The organism is Streptomyces niger (assembly GCF_000718305.1).
GTDB lineage: Bacteria > Actinomycetota > Actinomycetes > Streptomycetales > Streptomycetaceae > Streptomyces > Streptomyces niger.
Genome location: NZ_JOFQ01000033.1, coordinates 34,991 through 51,649, shown reverse-complemented (window position 1 = coordinate 51,649; position 16,659 = coordinate 34,991). Strand labels below are relative to the sequence as shown.

At 70.4% G+C, this 16,659-nt stretch carries 15 protein-coding genes; 9 read left to right on the top strand and 6 right to left on the bottom strand.

Features of this window, described 5'->3' with window-relative positions; genetic code table 11:
* Nucleotides 1-51 precede the first annotated feature (51 nt).
* Both aroC and IF20_RS39605 read left to right on the top strand, forming a co-directional pair.
* Nucleotides 52-1,236 (top strand): chorismate synthase, encoded by a 1,185-nt coding sequence (gene aroC / locus IF20_RS34800; RefSeq protein WP_110944840.1) that lies wholly within the window; start codon nt 52-54, stop codon nt 1,234-1,236.
* On the top strand, nt 1,233-1,394 hold the full coding sequence (locus tag IF20_RS39605) for a hypothetical protein (protein ID WP_199896895.1): 162 nt from the start codon (nt 1,233-1,235) through the stop codon (nt 1,392-1,394). Before aroC ends, IF20_RS39605 begins: the two co-directional genes overlap by 4 nt.
* 66 nt (nt 1,395-1,460) lie before the next feature.
* Here the strand turns inward: IF20_RS39605 and IF20_RS34795 are convergent, their stop codons facing one another.
* Both IF20_RS34795 and IF20_RS34790 read right to left on the bottom strand, forming a co-directional pair.
* Nucleotides 1,461-2,003, bottom strand: a complete 543-nt coding sequence (locus tag IF20_RS34795; RefSeq protein ID WP_052869451.1) for an NADPH-dependent FMN reductase — start codon at nt 2,001-2,003, stop codon at nt 1,461-1,463.
* A 302-nt stretch (nt 2,004-2,305) separates the two neighbouring features.
* Nucleotides 2,306-3,286 (bottom strand): AraC family transcriptional regulator, encoded by a 981-nt coding sequence (locus IF20_RS34790; RefSeq protein WP_052869445.1) that lies wholly within the window; start codon nt 3,284-3,286, stop codon nt 2,306-2,308.
* 327 nt (nt 3,287-3,613) lie between these two features.
* Between IF20_RS34790 and IF20_RS34785 the strand changes: the two genes are divergently transcribed.
* On the top strand, nt 3,614-4,834 hold the full coding sequence (locus IF20_RS34785; RefSeq protein WP_052869444.1) for a styrene monooxygenase/indole monooxygenase family protein: 1,221 nt from the start codon (nt 3,614-3,616) through the stop codon (nt 4,832-4,834).
* A gap of 82 nt (nt 4,835-4,916) precedes the next feature.
* Entirely contained in the window at nt 4,917-6,641 is a 1,725-nt protein-coding gene (locus IF20_RS34780) for a flavin reductase (protein WP_052869443.1), read from the top strand.
* 197 nt (nt 6,642-6,838) lie between these two features.
* Here IF20_RS34780 and IF20_RS34775 read toward each other — a convergent pair whose 3' ends face one another.
* Both IF20_RS34775 and IF20_RS41020 read right to left on the bottom strand, forming a co-directional pair.
* Entirely contained in the window at nt 6,839-7,660 is an 822-nt protein-coding gene (locus tag IF20_RS34775; protein WP_052869442.1) for a hypothetical protein, read from the bottom strand.
* A 367-nt stretch (nt 7,661-8,027) separates the two neighbouring features.
* Nucleotides 8,028-8,426 carry a hypothetical protein gene (locus tag IF20_RS41020; RefSeq protein WP_052869441.1) on the bottom strand — a complete coding sequence of 133 codons (399 nt, stop codon included), beginning with the start codon at nt 8,424-8,426 and terminating at the stop codon, nt 8,028-8,030.
* A gap of 117 nt (nt 8,427-8,543) precedes the next feature.
* On the opposite strand from IF20_RS41020, the gene IF20_RS34765 reads away from it, so the two are divergent.
* The 3 genes from IF20_RS34765 (at nt 8,544) to IF20_RS34755 (ending at nt 11,359) form a co-directional block, all read left to right on the top strand.
* Nucleotides 8,544-8,834, top strand: coding sequence for a heavy-metal-associated domain-containing protein (locus IF20_RS34765; protein WP_052869440.1), 291 nt, complete (start codon nt 8,544-8,546; stop codon nt 8,832-8,834).
* A gap of 67 nt (nt 8,835-8,901) precedes the next feature.
* Nucleotides 8,902-11,166, top strand: a complete 2,265-nt coding sequence (locus IF20_RS34760; RefSeq protein WP_110944838.1) for a heavy metal translocating P-type ATPase — start codon at nt 8,902-8,904, stop codon at nt 11,164-11,166.
* 13 nt (nt 11,167-11,179) lie between these two features.
* The gene (locus tag IF20_RS34755) at nt 11,180-11,359 is read left to right on the top strand and encodes a metal-sensitive transcriptional regulator (protein WP_052869438.1); all 180 of its coding nucleotides are present in this window, start codon (nt 11,180-11,182) and stop codon (nt 11,357-11,359) included.
* 181 nt (nt 11,360-11,540) lie between these two features.
* Here IF20_RS34755 and IF20_RS34750 read toward each other — a convergent pair whose 3' ends face one another.
* Nucleotides 11,541-12,635, bottom strand: a complete 1,095-nt coding sequence (locus IF20_RS34750; protein WP_052869437.1) for a DUF418 domain-containing protein — start codon at nt 12,633-12,635, stop codon at nt 11,541-11,543.
* A gap of 841 nt (nt 12,636-13,476) precedes the next feature.
* On the opposite strand from IF20_RS34750, the gene IF20_RS34745 reads away from it, so the two are divergent.
* On the top strand, nt 13,477-13,734 hold the full coding sequence (locus tag IF20_RS34745; protein WP_052869436.1) for a BlaI/MecI/CopY family transcriptional regulator: 258 nt from the start codon (nt 13,477-13,479) through the stop codon (nt 13,732-13,734).
* A 7-nt stretch (nt 13,735-13,741) separates the two neighbouring features.
* Nucleotides 13,742-14,710, top strand: a complete 969-nt coding sequence (locus tag IF20_RS34740) for a M56 family metallopeptidase (protein ID WP_052869435.1) — start codon at nt 13,742-13,744, stop codon at nt 14,708-14,710.
* A gap of 478 nt (nt 14,711-15,188) precedes the next feature.
* Here the strand turns inward: IF20_RS34740 and IF20_RS34735 are convergent, their stop codons facing one another.
* On the bottom strand, nt 15,189-16,562 hold the full coding sequence (locus IF20_RS34735) for an FAD-dependent oxidoreductase (protein ID WP_052869434.1): 1,374 nt from the start codon (nt 16,560-16,562) through the stop codon (nt 15,189-15,191).
* Nucleotides 16,563-16,659 lie beyond the last annotated feature (97 nt).

The window sequence follows — 16,659 nt, the reverse complement described above, 5'->3', positions numbered from 1 at the left end:
CAAGTACGTCGGCGACGCCGGCCGCATCGTGTCGCTGGAGCACTTCGGCGGTTGAGCAGGTTGCGCTGGCTGACGGCGGGGGAGTCGCACGGCCCCGCACTGGTGGCGACGCTGGAGGGCCTTCCGGCCGGCGTCCCCGTGACCACGGAGATGGTGGCGGACGCCCTGGCCCGTCGCCGGCTCGGCTATGGCCGCGGTGCCCGGATGAAATTCGAGCGGGATGAGGTCACCTTCCTCGGCGGCGTCCGGCACGGCCTCTCGCTGGGCTCGCCGGTGGCGGTCATGGTGGGCAACACCGAGTGGCCCAAGTGGGAGAAGGTCATGGCGGCCGACCCGGTCGACGAGGCGGAGCTGGCCGAGCTGGCCCGCAACGCCCCGCTGACCCGCCCCCGGCCCGGCCACGCGGACCTGGCGGGCATGCAGAAGTACGGTTTCGACGAGGCCCGCCCGGTGCTGGAGCGTGCCTCGGCGCGGGAGACCGCGGCCCGTGTCGCGCTGGGCGCCGTGGCCCGCTCCTTCCTCAAGGAGACGGCCGGCATCGAGATCGTCAGCCATGTGGTGGAGCTGGCCGCGGCCAAGGCCCCGTACGGGGTGCACCCCAAGCCCTCCGATGTGGCGAAGCTGGACGCCGACCCGGTGCGCTGCCTGGATGCGGACGCGTCGAAGGCGATGGTTGCGGAGATCGATCAGGCCCACAAGGACGGCGACACGCTCGGCGGCGTGGTCGAGGTCCTGGCCTACGGCGTGCCGGTGGGGCTGGGCAGCCATGTGCACTGGGACCGGCGCCTGGACGCGCGGCTGGCGGGTGCCTTGATGGGCATCCAGGCGATCAAGGGCGTCGAGGTCGGCGACGGCTTCGACCTGGCCCGGGTGCCCGGCTCCAAGGCGCACGATGAGATCGTGGCCACCGAGGACGGCATCAAGCGCACCTCCGGCCGCTCCGGCGGCACCGAGGGCGGCCTGACCACCGGGGAGCTGCTGCGGGTGCGGGCCGCGATGAAGCCGATCGCGACCGTGCCGCGCGCGCTGGCCACGGTGGATGTGTCCACCGGTGAGGCGACGCAGGCCCATCACCAGCGCTCGGATGTGTGCGCCGTGCCGGCGGCCGGCATCGTGGCCGAGGCCATGGTGGCCCTGGTCCTCGCGGACGCCGTCGCGGAGAAGTTCGGTGGCGACAGCGTGCCCGAGACCCGCCGCAACGTACAGTCCTTCCTCGACAACCTGGCCATCCGGTGAGCGAGCCGAGGCGTGGTGCCCGGGCAGGTGGCCGCAGCAGATACGAGCATCTGGGGGTCGAGGGCACCCGGCGGCTCACGGAGTTGGCGGGGACCACCCTCTCCAAGGTGGTCCTGACGGGTGGCGGACTGCCGCTCCGGGACATCGGCAAACGCTGACGGCCCCCTGCTGCCGCCGGGCCGGACGTGGCGACGTCCGACCCGGCCCGCTCCCTCCCGCCCCGCTCAGTCCTCGGCGCCCTGCTCCTTCGCCGCCCGGGCCATGGCCGCGAGCACATCTTTCAAGGCTTCCAGCGTCTCCTCGTGAGTGACCCGGCCGTCCGCGACCTTCACGCTGGCGAGCGGGATGGGCAGCGACTCCGGGAGGATCTTCGCGCCCATCACCTCCAGGGTCTCCTTGACCCAGGCCTGGGCCCGGTCGCCACCCGTCATCGACGGCGAAGCGGTGACCACGGCGACGGGTGTGTCCACCAGTTCCCCGCCACCGACGATCCACTCCAGGCCGTTCTTCAACACCCCCGAAGTGCCGTGCGCATACTCGGGACTGGAGATGAGTACCGCGTCAGCCGATTCCAGCAGGGCCCGAAACTCCATGACCTCGGGCGGCGGGCACTCGCTCTCCACGTCCTGGTTGAAGAACGGCAGGCTGCCCAGGCCCTCGTAGACCGTCATCGACACCGGCGGCAGGCACAGCTCGGCAGCGGTACGCGCTACTGCGGTGTTGAGCGACTTGGCCCGCAAGCTCCCGGAGAAGGCCACAAACTTCATCTGATCCCACCCAATCTTTCTTCTCTTCAAGAAGTCATCAGCATCGCGCATGAGTTGTCGGCCCTGGCCGCGTACGAGAAGTGCCGGTGCCCTCGGCCGCGCTCATGCGATCCGCTCCCGTGCCGCCCACCGACCGAAGCCGGTCCCGCAGCCCGCCGTCGGTCAACAGGTGGCGTGCGCTGGGAGTCTTCTTCCCCTGCGCCGACCGCGGCGCGCCGCAGGCGAACAGGCCTGTTCAGACGGGGAGCGGACGCCCGGCCGACCGCCGACGGCGGCGCAGCGGAGCTGCGTCCCGCCTCCTCCTACGACCGCAGCGTCTTCGAAGGTGACTCCCCGAACCGTTGGCGGTACGCGAGGGAGAAGCGGCCCGGGTGGAAGAAGCCCCAGCGGGAGGCGACGTCGGTGACGGTCGTGGCGCCCGGGTAGGAGGCCAGGAGTTCCTTGCGTACGCGGTCCAGGCGGACCTCGCGCAGGTACGCGAGCGGTGTCGTGTCGAGGTGCCGCCGGAAGCCTTCCTGCAGGGCCCGTACGCCGACGCCGACGTACTCCGCGATCTCCGCGACCGTGAGCGGCTCGGCGGCGTGCCCTTCGATGACGTCCATGGCGCGGCGGACCGCGGGCGGCGCGACGCGCGGCTGCTCGCCGAGCAGCGCCGGCGTGTAGTTGTGGGGCTGGGCCATCAACAGCTGCGTCATGAGCAGCGATTCGAGCTGTTTCGTCACGATGGGCCGGTTCGTCATGCCGCCGGGCGTCTCCGCCTCCCGGCGCACGAGGTCGACGATGTTGAGCCAGGAGCGGGAGTCGGGCGTGGTGAGGTCCATGCCCAGCGAGAAGACGATCGGGCGGCGTACGGTGCGGCCGAGCAGGCTGCCCAGGTGCGATTCCAGGGACGCTCGGTCGAACCACACGATCAGCTGTGGATTGCCGCCAGCCCAGCGCATGTCCAGCTTTCCGGTCGGAGAGGGGACGGAAGCGAGCTCGGGGGACGAAATGATCTCCTCGCGGCCACAGGTGATCTCGGCGTGGCCGGCGAGCGGGATCTGGACGAGGAAGAAGCTCTCCAGGTCGCCCGGCGTGATCCGCACTTCCGTTCCGTAATCGAGGTAGTACAGCCCCGTCCGATCGAAGGGCGCGCCGTGCAGCCGGGCGTCGAGCGTCGCCGAGCGCTGCGTGATGCGCAGGTCGTGCGGGCAGAAGGCGCGGCCGACCGCGGCCCGCGCCTCCCAAATGTCCGCGGTGTGGAACTGCTGGTGGTTTGCGAGGGGCAGCTCTTCAGTGGGCATGTGAACCTCCAGCGCCGAGGTGCGCGATCGGGACAGCAACCCGCGTGGTCCGGATAGTGCAGATGATCATGACGTACCAAGGTTGACACCCGACCGCCGCGGACGCGAGACGCAACCAGGGATTCAACGATGCAGTGAGTGCCGGCCGGACTGCGCTCGTCACGGGCGAGTCGGCCGCGCCCCTCCAGCCAGCCGGGTGCCCGGGACCCCTCCCCCGGTCCTACGGGTGACCCAGCTTCCCGCGGCTGCCCGCCGGCCCCCCTCCGGCGGGCAGCCGCCCTCCACCCGACCCGACAACGCATCACCCGACTCCCGGAGGCCCCCCTCATGCGCAAGATCACCATCGTCGGAGCCGGTCAGGCCGGCCTCCAGCTCGGTATCGGCCTGCTCGACCGCGGCTACGACATCACCGTCGTGTCCAACCGCACCGGCGACCAGATCCGCGCGGGCCGGGTCATGTCCAGCCAGGCCATGTTCGGCACCGCGCTGGCCCACGAGCGCAACCTCGGACTCGACTTCTGGGGCGACGCCTGCCCGCCCATCGCCGGGCTCGGCGTGAACATCGCCGACGGCCAGGGCGGCCGGGCGCTCTCCTTCGACGCCCGCCTCGATGCCACGGCGCGCTCCGTCGACCAGCGCGTGAAGATGCCGCTCTGGATGGGCGAGTTCGCGCGCCGCGGCGGCCGGCTGGACTTCCGCGAGGCCGGCATCGAGGACCTGGAGCGCTACGCCGCCGAGTCCGACCTGGTGATCGTCGCGGCCGGCAAGGGTGAGATCGCCGGGCTGTTCGAGCGGGACGCCGAGCGTTCCCCGTACGACGCTCCGCAGCGCGCGCTGGCCCTGGCGTACGTCACCGGCATGGCCCCGCTGCCCGACCGCCCCGGCGTCAGCTTCAACGTCATCCCCGGTGTGGGCGAGTACTTCACCATGCCCAGCCTCACCATCAGCGGCCCGTGCGACATCATGTTCTTCGAGGGCATCCCGGGCGGCCCGCTCGACTGCTTCGACGGGCTCGCCCCCGACCAGCAGCTGGCGAAGTTCCTGGAGCTGCTGCGGGCGTACGTCCCGTGGGAGGCCGAGCGCTGCACCGATGTCGCGCTCACCGACTGGAACGGCACCCTCGCGGGCCGCTTCGCGCCGACCGTCCGCAAGCCCGTCGCCACGCTGCCCTCCGGCGCGCAGGTGCTCGGGCTCGCCGACGTCGTCGTCCTCAACGACCCGGTCACAGGGCAGGGGTCCAACAACGCGTCGAAGTGTGCGGCCTCCTACCTCGCCACCATCCTGGAGCACGGCGAGCGCCCGTACGACGCCGCGTTCATGGAGCTGGCCTTCGGCCGTTTCTGGGACAACGCACAGTCCGCGACGGCTTGGACCAACGCGATGCTCGGCGCCCCGCCGCAGCACGTCCTGGAGCTCTTCGGTGCGGCGAGCGCCAACTCCCGTGTCGCCGCCCGCTTCGTCAACGGCTTCGACGACCCGCGCGACTTCTTCCACTGGTTCATGGACCCGGCAGCCGCGCAGAGCTACCTGGCCGAGGTCAGCGCCTGACCCCTCGTCGGGCGCGACAGACTGACGGTGCGTCAGTAACGGTACGTACATCACGGCAACAGGACAGCAGGACAGCAGGACCATGAGAAGGATCGCGGTGATCGGCGCCAGGCAGGCCGGTACCCAACTCGCCCTGGGGCTCCAGAAGCACGGCTATGACGTCACCCTGGTCACCGACCGGCGCCCCGACGAGATACGTCGCGGCCCGGTCATGTCCAGCCCGTGCATGTTCGACACCGCGCTGCAGAGCGAGCGCGCCCTCGGCCTGCACCACTGGGAGGGCCGGGCCCCGGACATCACCGGCATCGCGCTCTCCCTCGTCGGCCCGCACGGCACTCCGCACGTCTCCTGGCGCGCGCCGCTGGAGGGGCCGGCCCACTCCGTCGACCAGCGCGTCAAGTGCGCTGCCTGGCTGGAGCGGTTCGCGGAGGACGGCCGCGGCGAGATCGTGCTGCACGAGGCGGGCGTCAACGACCTCGATCGGTACGCCCGTACGCACGACCTCGTCGTGGTCTCCACCGGCAAGGGCGAGCCGGGCCGGCTCTTCCCGCGCAACGCCGAGCTCTCCCGGTACGACCGGCCGCGCCGCGCGCTGGCCCTGACGTACGTCGCAGAGGCGGCGCCGCGGGACGGGGAAGCCACCCTCCACTACCGCATGGTCCCCGGCGTCGGCGAGTACTTCTCCTGCCCCGCCCTCACCACCACGGGGCCCTGCGACATCATGGCCTTCGCAGGCGTCCCCGGCGGCCCGATGGACTGCTGGGACGACATCCACGCGCCCGAGGCCCACCTCACCCGCTCACTGGAAATCCTCCGCCGCTTCTTCCCCGACGAGTACGAGCGCTACCGACACGCCCAACTTGTCGACGACGGCGGTGTGTTGCGTGACGCGATCACCCCGACCGTCCGGCACCCCGTCGCCCGCCTCGCCTCCGGCCGGCACGTCCTCGGCATGGCCGACGCCGTCGTACTCGACGACCCGATCGCCGGCCAGGGGCCCAACCACGCGGCTCAGGCCGCGGCCCACTACCTCGACGCCATCCTCCGCCACGGGACCGGCGAATTCACCCCGCAGTGGATGCAGCGCACCTTCGACGGCTTCTGGCGAGGCTGGGCCCAGTGGGCCGTCGGCTGGACCAACTCCCTCCTGGCCGACCTGAGCCCCCACCAACGCGAGCTCGTGACGGCGGCGGCCGAGATTCCCTCGGTGGCAAGCGCCCTCGCCGCCGGATTCGACGATCCGCGCACCCTCTACCGCTGGTGGTTCGAGGAGGCCGAGGCACACCGCTTCCTCGCCGAGAAGCGCGCCCGGCACGCCGCCCGCTTCGACAGCCGCGGACTGCGCCGCGCGCTGGGCCAGTACGCCACCGGCGTGACCGTGGTGACGGCCCGCGCCCCCGACGGGCGCAACGTCGGCATGACCGCGAACTCCTTCACCTCCGTCTCCCTGGACCCGCCCCTCGTCCTGTGGTGCCCCGGTAAGAACGCGCCCAGCCTCCCGGACTTCACCGACGCCTCACACTTCGCCGTCCACGTACTGGCCGCCGACCAGCACCACCTCTCCCGCCGCTTCGCCACCCCGGCCGACGACAAGTTCCGCGCCCTGCCCACCACCCCCGGCATCGCCGGCACCCCCCTCCTGGAAGGCACGGTCGCCCGTTTCCAATGCCGCACCGTGCAACGGCTCGACGCCGGCGACCACGTCATCTTCCTCGGCGAAGTCGAACAGTACGAGGCCGACGGCGGCGCCCCTCTGGTGTTCCACTCAGGCCACTACCACGTAGCGGCGGAACATCCCGACCTGTGACCGACCACCGAGCATGCGGGAGGGGGCGGAGTTCCGCCCCTCGGCCTGCCGGCCGCCCACTCGGTCCGCGAGGACATCACCTACCGGCAACGACCGCACTGTCTCCGAGCAACAGGCGCACCCCCGGCACCACACCCCAGCGACGCTCGTCCACGACACCAGCACCTCGATGGAGCTTCGTGGCGGGGGCCGCCCGCTCAGAACTGCTGCGGCGGTTGACCGTACGGCTGCTGCGGCTGCTGTGACTGACCGTACGGCTGCTGTGGCGGCTGCGGTTGGCCGTACGGCTGCTGTGGCGGCTGCGGTTGGCCGTACGGCTGCGGGTGGTGCGGGGCCTGCGGCTGTTGGTGGTACGACGGCTGGGCGTAGGGCTGGTGCTGCGGCGGGGTCCGGCCGGGGCCGGGGTGGGGGGCGCCGGGCGGGGTGGTCAGGGCCGCGAGGGAGCTGCCCGGCGGGACGTAGTGCACTCGGCCCGTCGGGTCGGTGACCTGCACATAGCCGGCCTGCTGCAGCCGGGCCTCGTGCGCGGTGTGCCGCTTACGGGTGTAGAAGATCATGCCCACGGCGAGGCACATCGCCAGGACCCAGAAGGGAACCCAGAACACTGCCGCGTCGGCGCCGTCCCGCATCAGTTGGATCAGCACGACCACCGTGATCGGGATGGCAGCGAACGCCCGGCGCTTCTCGTGGTGCCGGCCCGTCAGGTCGAAGTCGATCTGCGTTCTGAGGAGTTCGGGGGCCTGCGCGGGCAGCGGCGGCACCGGGCCACCCGTGGCGGCCTGCGGGAACTGCGCCCAGGACTGCTGGGCTCGCTGCTGCGCCTGTGGCTGCAGGTCGGGCACCATGAGGAGTTGGGTGCCACCGCTCACATACCGGGCATCCGCGTATTGGTAGCCGAAGAGCTCCCCGAGGTGCGCCAAGCGCGTCAACTTGCCCGCGGTCGCCCACATGCTGGTGATGTGGACCGGTGCTCCCTGAGCCATCAGGCTCACCATGGTGCGGACCTGGCCAGTGCTCACAGTTCTCCTTCCCCCGGCGGGCAAACCCTGCTGGTTCCGCCGCCCGGCCACCCTTTCACACCGACGGAACAGCCCGGACCCGGGCTGCGGATCTTGAGCAGGCACAACCCCTGCCCCGGGGTCGCGGAGAAGTCAACCCCTGGTGGCCAGGCGGGGCGACCGCAACGGCCGGCCCCCACCCGGCGCACCGATATCAGCGGTTCAGCGATTCAGCGGTCAGCGGTCAGCGGTCAGCGGTCAGCGGTTCAGCGAACTCCGCAAGCGCACGTGCGCGAGGGGCCCGCCTCATCCGCCCTGTTCCGTTGCTCACCGGGTTACCTCCCTGGTTCACCTACCGACGGCGGACGTCCGTCGGTGATCACGCCCCTCAGTGGGTGTGGGCGCCCGCCGGCTCCTCGTCGTGCCCGGCGACGCCGTCCTTGCCCTTCGCCGGAGAGCCGTTCGTGTGGACCGTGAAGGCCGCCGTACGCACCTTGCCCCCGTGCTGGAAGTCCAGGAAGAGGCGGTAGGCGCCCTTGCTGGGGGCGGTCGCGGTGAACGACACCTCCGGGGTCCGCAGGGCGAGCGAATAGCCGCGTTCGGAGACCTGGAGTCCGCCCGGTGTCGCCGCCGCGGCAGCGCCGTGGCCACCGTGCTCGCCGGCGTGGCCGCTCTTGACGGTTTTATCGACCTTCTCGACCTTGCCGGTCTTCTCTGCCTTCTCCTGGGGCCACCCCCACGGGCGACCGACACCTGACCACCATACCCCCAGGGGGTACTCAGTCAAGCCCGCGCCACCGCTTGCCATCGATACGGGGCGGGGGTATACATAGCCGTACCGCCGAGATACCCCCGGGGGGTATGTGACGGTGCTGCACAGACCGATCGCTTTCCAGGAGGAACCATGTCCAACTGCTGTACGCCCGACGGCAGCTGCCGGACCGACAGCGCGCAGAACACCACGACCGCCGTCGCCGACAGCCGGACCACGGTCTACGCGATCGCCGGTATGACCTGCGGACACTGCAAGGCGACGCTCACCAAAACCATCGGTGAGGTCGACGGCGTGCTGAGCGTCGAGGTCGACGTCGAGGCCGGCACCGCGAGCGTCGTCAGCGCCGCGGAACTCGACGACGCCAAGATCGCCGAGGTCGTCGACGAGGCCGGATACGAACTGACCGGCCGGGCCGCCTGAGCCTGGACCCCTTGCCGGGCCCGCGCCCCCCGCGGGCCCGGCACCCTGATGCATTCGAGGAGCAGTGATGACTACCATCGCGGAATCCCACGAGGTCGAGCTCGCCATCGGTGGCATGACGTGCGCCTCGTGCGCGGCCCGTATCGAGAAGAAGCTCAACCGTATGGACGGGGTCGAGGCCACCGTCAACTACGCCACCGAAAAGGCCAAGGTCAGCTACCAGGGCGCGGACGTCTCCGTGAGCGACCTGATTGCCACCGTCGAGGCGACCGGCTACACCGCGCACGAGCCCGCCCCGCCCCGTACGGAGAGCGTTTCCGAAGGCGAGCAGGGAGCGGACGAGCCGGACGAGCTGCGGCCGCTCCGGCAGCGCCTGATCACCGCCACGGCGCTCGCGGTGCCGGTGATCGCGATGGCGATGGTCCCGGCGCTGCAGATCGAGTACTGGCAGTGGCTGTCCCTGACGCTCGCCGCCCCGGTGGTGACGTACGCCGCCTGGCCGTTCCACCGTGCCGCCTGGACCAACGCCAAGCACGGCGCCGCCACCATGGACACCCTGATCTCGGTCGGTACGACGGCCGCGTTCCTGTGGTCGCTGTGGGCGCTGTTCTTCGGCACCGCCGGCATGCCCGGCATGACGCACCCCTTCGAGCTGACCATCGCCCGTACCGACGGTGCGGGGAACATCTACCTGGAGGCCGCGGCCGGCGTCACCGCCTTCATCCTGGCCGGCCGCTACTTCGAGGCCCGCTCCAAGCGCAAGGCCGGCGCCGCCCTCAAGGCGCTGCTGGAGCTGGGTGCCAAGGAAGTCACCGTTCTGCGGGACGGTCGCGAAGTGACCGTCCCGACCGCCGAGCTACAGGTGGGCGACCGCTTCCTGGTGCGGCCCGGCGAGAAGATCGCCACCGACGGGACCGTGGTCGAGGGTTCCTCCGCCGTGGACGCTTCGATGCTGACCGGTGAGTCCGTGCCCGTGGAGGTCGCGGTCGGTGACGGTGTCACCGGCGCCACCCTCAACGTCGGCGGCCGGCTGGTCATCGACGCCACCCGGGTCGGCGCCGACACCCAGCTCGCGCGGATGGCGAAGCTGGTGGAGGACGCGCAGAACGGCAAGGCCGCAGCGCAGCGCCTCGCCGACAAGATCTCCGCCGTCTTCGTCCCGGTCGTGATCGCCCTCGCCCTGGGAACGCTGGGCTTCTGGCTGGGCAACGGCGCGGGGCTGACCGCCGCGTTCACCGCCGCCGTCGCCGTACTGATCATCGCCTGCCCCTGCGCCCTGGGCCTGGCCACCCCGACGGCGCTGATGGTCGGCACCGGCCGCGGCGCCCAGCTCGGCATCCTGATCAAGGGGCCCGAGGTCCTGGAGACCACCCGCAAGGTCGACACCATCGTGCTCGACAAGACGGGCACCGTCACCACCGGCCGGATGACGCTGCTGGGCGTGCACACCGCCGACTCCACCGACGAGAGCGAGGTCCTGCGGCTCGCCGGGGCCCTGGAGCACGCCTCCGAGCACCCCATCGCGCGCGCCGTCGCCGACGGTGCGGCACGGAAGGTGGGGACCCTGCCGGCTCCCGAGGACTTCGCCAACGTCGCCGGGCTCGGCGTCCAGGGCGTCGTCGAGAGCCACGCCGTCCTGGTGGGCCGCGAGAAGCTGCTCACCGAGTGGGCCATCGGGCTGCCGGCCGAGCTGGCGCGCGCCAAGGCCGACGCGGAGGCAGCGGGGCGGACGGCCATCGCGGTGGCCTGGGACGGCCAGGCACGCGCCGTACTGGAGGTGGCCGATGCGGTGAAGGAGACCAGCCCCGAGGCCATCCGGCGGTTGCGCGCCCTCGGTCTGACCCCCGTCCTGCTCACCGGCGACAACGAGGCGGTCTCCCGCTCCGTCGCCGCCGAGGTCGGCATCGCGCCGGACCAGGTCATCGCCGAGGTGCTCCCGCAGGACAAGGTCGACGTGGTCAAGCGCCTCCAGCAGGAGGGCAGGTCGGTGGCCATGGTGGGCGACGGCGTGAACGACGCCGCCGCCCTCGCCCAGGCCGACCTCGGTCTGGCCATGGGCACCGGCACCGACGCCGCCATCGAGGCCGGCGACCTGACCCTGGTACGCGGTGATCTGCGGGCCGCGGCCGACGCCATCCGGCTCTCCCGCAAGACGCTGGGCACGATCAAGTCCAACCTCTTCTGGGCCTTCGCCTACAACGTCGCCGCCCTCCCCCTCGCCGCCGCCGGCCTGCTCAACCCGATGATCGCGGGCGCGGCCATGGCCTTCTCCTCGGTCTTCGTCGTCGGCAACAGCCTCCGGCTGCGGGGTTTCCGAGCAGCGGACCACTGATACGGAGGCCACGATGCCCGGGTACCAGGAACAGCGGGACGGCGTCTTGCGGCACCTGCGGCTCATCGAAGGTCAAGTACGCGGCGTACAGCGGATGGTCGAGGAGGACACCTACCGCATCGACATCCTCACCCAAACCTCCGCGACCCGTGCGGCGCTGCGGTCCGTGGCCCTGGTCATGCTCGACGAGTGAGACGGAGCACCCTCCATACCCGCCGCGGGTATGGAGGGTGTTGCCGTACCCGGCGATTCCGGCTGCGTCCCCGGAGGTGGCGGTGGGCACCGCATCCGCCCCGCGGCCTCTCACCGCGGGGCCTGGGGCGGGGCCCGGTGGTGCGGGTTCGAGGTCACCAGGCCCCAGGGCGTCTGCCCCGTCACTTGATGAGACGGGCCGGCTTGGTGGCAGTGTGCAGGAGATACTCAAGTGGTCCGCGTCGGAACAATCGGGACCACACGACTGCGAACGCCATCGCAGCGGTCGAGAATGCAAGGAGCACCAGCAGCGAGCTGGGCAGGTCATCGTCCCAGAACAGCCAGATCGCGAGGATTTGGAGGACATACGTCGTCAGCGCCATCGTGCCTACCGCGATCACCGGGGCGGCCAGGCGCCGGAACTGGGGCAGCCGGTCGACGGCGATGAGGCACGCGGCCAGGACGGCGAGGGCGACGCCGGTGTTGCCCACTATGGACGGCGTGGTCTCGCTGTGCGGCGCCGCCACCAGCAGCCATTCGCGGAACGGATGAGTGGGATCGCCGACGGTGTCGGACCACCAGGCCGAGGAGGGTGAGGGTCCGTCCGTCCTCCTGACGATGGCGGCAAGGGCGTTCGGAACCAGGTGCAGGGCCAGCCAGGACCCTCCGTAGCCGAGCACCGCCAGTGCACCGCCGGTTGCGGCCAACCCAACGCGTACCGCGTGCCGAGTGAGATCGAGCCGCCCCACCGCCATTCCCGCCAACAAGAACGGTAACCACGTCAGAACCGGATAGGAGCCGGTGAACAGCAGGTCGATGAGGCTGTCGGCGCCACTGATCCGGGTGAGTGGGTCGTAGGAGCTCACGGTGTCGCCCCAGGAGCCCTCCTCAAGGGAAATTCTCACGGCGTACAGGATTTGAGGCGCCAGCAGGGCGGTCGTGGCGGCGATGGCCGCGAGCGATGAGGCGCGCAGCCGGTACAGCGGCAGGACGAAGAAGAACGCCAGCCCGTAGTACGCAAGGATCACATTGACCGGGGTGTCCAATACGGAGAGAGCGGTCCCGAGAACAAGCAGGACAGCGGCGCGAAGCAGGATTCTCCCCACCGCTTGGCGGCCCGGACGACCGGTCCTGGGTTGCGGGCGGCCCGTGATGAGCGTCAGGGAAAACCCGGCCAGCAGGGCGAACAGTGCGGAGGACCGGCCGGTGGCCAGTTCGCAGACGAAGCCGGTCACCCCACCACGGTCCGGATCCGGGCCCACGTGCGTGGCGTACATGCCCAGTACGGCCAGGCCTCGGGCGCAATCGACACCGATCAGTCGGCGAGTGGTGGGCGGAGCAGCCACCGTTGAGGACGGTGGCCCCGAACCGGTCGTACTACCGCGGGGCGCAGCAACTCTGGATGTCGGTAAGTCGCGGGAGGAGGCTCGCCGGCCAGTGGGTAACTCTTCCGTGGGCGGGACGTGCGGGCGTGGCGCTGAGGAGGAAGACACGATGTCCCTTCTGTGGTCGGGGCCGGCAGCCCTGCCGCAGGCCCTGGCGGTGTGAACGGTGTGCGGTTCCGGGTTGAGTGGAAGTTGAGGTGAAGTCGAGGTGAAGTCGAGGTAAATCAGCATCGGGTGCTCAGGTGGCACCACGGCCGTTGTCCCGGCCCCACAGCCCTGCAGTACGGTCGCTGCCGCTGCTGCCCGAAGAGCCGGGTCGGTGCGATGCGTACGGCGCATACGGCGCCCATGGGCGCGACCGGTCCGCTTCCCGTGCTCAAGTGGGGATGAATTACAGCGCGGGGAAGACACCGGGGCGCGGAGGGCGGCGTCTCCGGGCAGGCTGTCACCGGTGGCCACGCCGCCCTGGGCGGACCTGGGCAAGGAGGGAGCAAGGAGGCTCACCCGGCAGACCTTCAAGACACGAGCCATGTGCGGGAAACCGAGCCGAGCGCCGAAGGCGTCGTAGGTGTGGGAGTCGAATCGATCCAGTGGCGCCGCAGCGCGTCGGTGGACGTCCACCCGATTACGCTACTACGCGACGTAGAAGTTTTGTGTCACGGCAACCGGTGAATCGCTATCGTCGCCCGGGTCGGCGCGTGAGACCGGGTGGGAGGAAGGCGGGTAGGAGACGGTGCGGTCATTCGGTGGTGAACTGCGATCGGACTGCAAACGTTGGCTGGAGCGCGTCACATACGGCAGGGCCTTTCACTACAGTGCACTGCGCTCTGCCGACGTCTACACGGCCGAGCTCATGGAGCGTGCCTTGCACTCCTTCGCCGACCGTGCCAACGCCCTGATGCGCTTCGCCGGCCGGCTGGCAGCCGCGGAGGCGGCAGCGCTGCGTGAGGCACTGAACACCATGCCTGCCGACCCGGCCACCGAAAGCTGAGGACTCCGTGTTCGTCATCGCCGGCCTGTTCGCCTACGCCGTGCTCCTGGGAGGCCCCGTCGCCTGGCTGCTCACCCGTGCGCGCTGGGTCACGCGTTTCCCGCAGGCCGCCCTGCGCAGTTGGCACGCCTGCGCGTTGAGCCTGCTCGCCTCGGTCGCCGGCGCCCTCGTTGTGGCCGCACACAATCTGTGGGAGGGCGGACTGGTGTGGCTCTTCCACGCGGACGAACCGCTGGTCGACAGGGCTTACGGTGCTCCCTGGCTCGTCACGACGGACATCCCGCAAGGCGCCTCCGTCCTCCTGTTCCTGGGATCCGTGACACTCGGCGCTCTCACACTGCGATGCCTGCTGACCCACCGCCGGGAGCGCGAGTACCACCGCCTGACCGTCGACGCCCTGGGCACGTCCTGCAGCACCAGGGATCCCGACGTGCACGTACTGCCAAACGCTTCTCCAGCGGTCTTCTGTATTCCCGGGAGCAAGGAGTCAGCACGCATCGTGGCGACCACAGCGGCGTTGGAGACGTTGTCCGAAGCAGAGCTCGCCGCGGCACTTGAGCATGAGCGAGCGCACCTCGCATACCGACACCACCGCGCATTCCTCGTCGCCGATGTCCTCACCGCGGCCTTCGGCTGGAGCGGACTCACGCGTGGGTACGCGCAACAGGTACGCCGACTCGCCGAAATGGCCGCCGATGACCGGGCAGCCCTGAAACACGGCCGACGAGCCGTGGCCTCCGCGCTGTTGGAGATGTGCACCGTGGGAACCACGCCCGAGGCTTCAGGGCTTCCCTCGATGACCGGCCCCGATCCGGCGGAACGCATCCGACGCCTGATCAAGGCCGCGCCGACACAGGTCAGGGCAGCAACGCCCGCCCTGAGCCTGGCCATGACGGCGCTCATGCCCACCCTGCCCCTGGCACTCGTCCTGGCACCGGCAGCCTTGCTCACCGGCACCGCACACATGGATTGCTGATTTCCCGCTTCCACGCGTGGTGAGGCCTTCGGAACCGTCCCGGCCCCACGAATGCCCTGGCGGTTGCGCCTGTCTTCCCAACCTCGACACCACGGTGCTGCACGCCACCGGCACCGACGCCACGGCCGACGTGAGCCCCAAGTGTCGTTGCCACATATGCATCCGGTGGTCGACCTGTGCAACGCGATCTCGGTCGCGTACGCAGTCCCGATCGCCGTTCTCGACGCCGACCACAGCGCCGACCCTCTGCTCGAAGTGCGCTACGCCCACGGTGACGAGCACTACACGACTTGCAGTGGTGGAACCGAGCACCCGGCCCCAGCGAAGTGCTTTTCGTCGCCTCCGCCGGACGGGCGGACGCCCGCCGTTGGACCAACTTGCAGGCCGGGAGGAGCGTGAACCGGGGCCCGAGGAGTGGTGGCAGATGTGACGGCGTCCGGGCGGGCGGGCAGTGCGTGCCCCGCCCGCCCGGGGCCGGTCAGTCCTCGTCAGCGCGGCCGGCGCCGCGGAAGCCGCTCTCGGCAGCGACGATCTTGCGCTTGAGCGGCGGCAGATGGTTCATGGTGCGCATCGCTGTGCGCATACCGCCCCGGGCGAGGGCGCCGATCAGGTCGCCCCTGTGCATCACCGAGTGACCGTCCATCTGGGCACGGGACTTGATGACGGCGTCCCATGCGTAGGACGTCATCGTGGTCTCGTACGCGTGCACGGCGTCGAGCAGCGGCTGCTCGCCACGGTGCACGGCGGCCAGCTTGCGGGCGAGCAGACGGGCGTCGCGCAGCGCGGTGTTGGCGCCCACCCCGCGCCCCGGCGTCATGGTGTGGATGGCGTCTCCGATCAGCGTGACGTTGCGCGTCTGCCACTGATCGATGGGCTCGGAGGTCCGCATGACCAGCGGGAAGCTGCTGCCCGGGTCGCCGAGTGAGAAGATCCGCCGGAAGTCGGGGTGCCAGTCGGCCGTCTTCTCCAGCACCAGCTGCTGGATCTCCGCCCCGCGCAGCCGCGAGACGTCGGACGGCAGCCACTTCTCCGAGGCGGCGAAGCCCCACATGATGTAGTCCCGGCTGTTGTCGTAGAGCATGCCGGGCCACGCGGCGATGGCCTCCGCGTCGGTGCTGCCGATGCCCCGCTTCGGCTTGCCCTCCTCGTCCCACTTGAAGCGCATGACATGGAAGATGCACATGAAGCCCTTGGGGCCGTGCACCATCGTGACGCCCTCCATCACCTCACGCGGCAGCAGCGCCCGCGTCTCCTCGGTGAGCGGGGTCTTGCCGGTGATGCCGACCAGGCCGGTGTCCACCAGTTTCGCGTGTGGCAGATACTGCTTGCGGACGCGGGAGTTGGCACCTTCGGCACCCACGAGGAGGCTCCCCGTGGACGAGGCGCCGTCCGCGAAATGGGCGGTGACGCTGCCGTCGGCGTGCTGCTCGTAGCGGGTGAACTCCTTGTCGAAGTGGACGATGTCCTCGACCCCGGTCAGTAGGACCTGACGCAGCGTCATTCGGCTGACGGACTCGTCCTTGTCCTCCTCGCTCGGCTGATCCTCGTCCTTGAGGACGTCCGGGCCTGCGGAGAAGAGGAACTTCTTCTCGTGCGTCATCTGGTTGCCGTAGAGCGGACGCTGCGCGCACGTGGCGAGGAACGTCTCGTACAGCTCCGGCGACAGGTTGGCCCGCAGGGCGCGCTTCCCGTCGGCGTCGATGCCGACGCGGTAACCCTGCAGGCCGTCCCGGCGGGTCCGGTCGCGCTCGTAGACCGCGACACTGACCCCGGCCCGCCGCAGCCCCTGCGCCAGACACAGGCCTCCGGTGCCGGCACCGATGATGATGACGTGTAATGGCGTGGTGGCCATGGCAATTCCTTCTCGTCAAGGGGAGTCGTTGCGTCGCCGCGCCGCGCGCGGAGGGGAGTCGGAGTCGTTGCGTCGTCGCGCCGCGCGCGGCCCGCAC